Source organism: Streptomyces niveus (assembly GCF_001723055.1).
GTDB classification, from domain to species: domain Bacteria; phylum Actinomycetota; class Actinomycetes; order Streptomycetales; family Streptomycetaceae; genus Streptomyces; species Streptomyces niveus.
Map to the genome: position 1 here is coordinate 1 of NZ_MDCR01000224.1, position 2,499 is coordinate 2,499.

Below are 2,499 nucleotides of genomic sequence, written 5' to 3' on the forward strand. Positions count from 1 at the left end.
ACGTCACATTGTGGGACTTATGCCGCGCAGCCATCGCCGATCAGGGCGCCTCGCGGGCCCGAGTGACGCCCGGAGCCCCGCAGCTTCAGCCGCGCCGTCCTCGGACACCGGGGGCCACGCGGCTCTCACCGGATCGGATGACCATGCGCTCCTTCCACCTGCCCGGACGAAAGCCCGCGTCCCGCCGGGCCGAACGCACCCTCGCCTCGGTCGGCACCCTCGCGCTGGTCGGCGCGGCGGCCGTCACCGGCCTCGCGCCCGCCACCAGTTCGGCGTCCAGCCACCGCGAGGCGCCGATGACGGCGGGCGATCCGAAGGCCGACAACACCGACGTGTACGCCTTCACCAGCCCGGACAAGCCCGACACCGTCACCCTGGTGGCGAACTGGATCCCGTTCCAGGAGCCCAACGGCGGGCCGAACTTCTACCCGTTCGCCAACGACGCGCGCTACAACATCAAGATCGACGCGAACGGCGACGGCAAGCCGGACACGACCTACACCTGGGAGTTCACCGACCACATCCGTGACTCCGCGGACCAGTTCCTCTACAACACCGGCGTCGTCAAGAACCTGGACGACCCGACCCTGAACTTCCGCCAGACGTACGACCTGACGGTCACCGACAGCGCGGGCAACCGCAGGACGCTCCTCGACGACGCCCCCGCCGCCCCCTCCAACGTCGGCAAGGCGTCGATGCCCGACTACGCGTCACTGCGCAAGCAGGCCGTGAAGCAGCTGCCGGACGGCGGCCAGACGATGGCGGGCCAGACGTCGGACCCGTTCTTCGCCGATCTGCGGATCTTCGACCTCCTGTACGGGGGCAACCTCTCGGAGACCGGCCACAACACCCTCGCCGGGTACAACGTGAACACGATCGCCATCCAGGTGCCGAAGAAGTCCGTGGCCCTGAAGGGCGACGCCACGCGTAACCCCGTGATCGGCGTGTGGTCCACGACCGACCGCAAGGGCGCCGACGTCACCGGCGGCAAGGGCGGCGAGAGCGCCGACGCCGTGGACGGCAAGGGAACGGACGGGCAGGCCGGCGGCGCCCCCGACAAGGGCGGCGAGGACGGCTGGCGCCAGGTCTCGCGCCTGGGCAACCCGCTGGTCAACGAGGTCGTCGTACCGCTGAAGTACAAGGACGCCTTCAACGCGCTCAGCCCGGACAAGGACGCCTCCGTCACGCCGGTCGTGAACGCGGTGAAGGACCCGATCGTCCCCAAGCTCGTCCAGAGCATCTACGGGGTCCCCGCCCCCGCCACCCCGCGAAACGACCTGGTCGAGATCTTCCTCACCGGCATCTGCAAGGCGTGCGGCCCGATCAAGGCCGACCTCAACGCGCAGCAGCTCAACAAGGACGCGGACAAGTCGGCGATCGTGCCCGCCGAGGAGCTGCGGCTCAACATGTCCGTCCCGCCCGCCGCCAAGCCCAACCGGCTCGGTGTCCTGGGTGAGGACCTGGCCGGCTTCCCCAACGGCCGCCGGCTCAACGACGACGTCGTGGACATCGAACTCCAGGCGCTCGAAGGCGCCGCCCAGACCGGCAAGATCGTGCCCGCGCTGGCCGCCGGCGACAAGGTCGACACCCCTTACCGCGAGCCCGGTGACTCGTTCCCGTACGTGGCGCTGCCCAACACCGCGGCCGTCAACCAGGCCGACGCCCTCCACCCCGACGGCGGGGTCGGCGCGGGCCTCGGCGGCAACGCGTTCGGCGGCGGCTTCCCCGTCGGCCCCGTCGCGGCCGTGGGCGGCGGCGCGCTGCTCGCCTGCGCCGGTGTCATGGCCCTGCGCCGACGGCGCGCCGAGCGGGCATGACCGGCCCGCTCTTCTCCGGTCGCCCGCCCCGCTCCTGGCGGGGCGGGCGACCGCGCCACGGCCGGGGATCGCGCCCGCCGGGGCGCCGAACAGCCGCCGCCGGAGCGATAGTCGCCGGCATAGCACTGACCTGCGTCGGCGTCTCCACGCTGATGTCGACGCCCGAGCCGACCGCCGCGCGGACGGACATAGGCACCCTGCCCGTCCACTCCGGCCCGGACGAGGCCGCCGCCCCCTCCGCGAGCCGTACACCCGCCTCACCCCCGGCCCGCATACGCATACCCGCCATCGGACTCGACCAGGGCCTCCTCGGACTGCGGGTGCGGCAGGACGGCCGCCTCGGCGTACCCAAGGACCCCGCCCGGGTGGGCTGGTGGAGCGACGGGCCACGGCCGGGCGACCCGGGCGCGGTGGTGATCGTCGGCCACGTCGACTCCGCCACCGGACCCGGCGCCTTCCACGGACTGTCCTCGCTGCGCCCCGGCGACCGGATCACCCTGCGCCGCGAGGACGGCGCCGACGCGGCGTACACCGTCCAGGCCCTGCGGCAGTACGAGAAGGACGCCCTCCCCGACAGCCAGGTCTACGCGACCACCGGCCCGCCGGCCCTTCGGCTGATCACCTGCGGCGGCGCGTACGACCGCGGGCGCGGCGAATACCGCGACAACCTCGTCGTCTACGC

At 72.5% G+C, this 2,499-nt stretch carries 2 protein-coding genes; both read left to right on the forward strand.

The window, feature by feature from the left end; genetic code table 11:
- Positions 1–137: 137 nt before the first annotated feature.
- Positions 138–1,817, forward strand: coding sequence for a DUF4331 domain-containing protein (locus BHU15_RS24770; RefSeq protein WP_069629224.1), 1,680 nt, complete (start codon positions 138–140; stop codon positions 1,815–1,817).
- Positions 1,814–2,499, forward strand: a 686-nt coding sequence (locus tag BHU15_RS24775; protein WP_079128356.1) for a class F sortase, incomplete at its 3' end; no start/stop codon positions are given. The genes BHU15_RS24770 and BHU15_RS24775, both read left to right, overlap by 4 nt.

Bases quoted from the DNA above. Each gene is read 5' to 3' on its own strand.
- BHU15_RS24770 (WP_069629224.1), top strand. From the start codon at position 138: ATGACCATGCGCTCCTTCCACCTGCCCGGACGAAAGCCCGCGTCCCGC.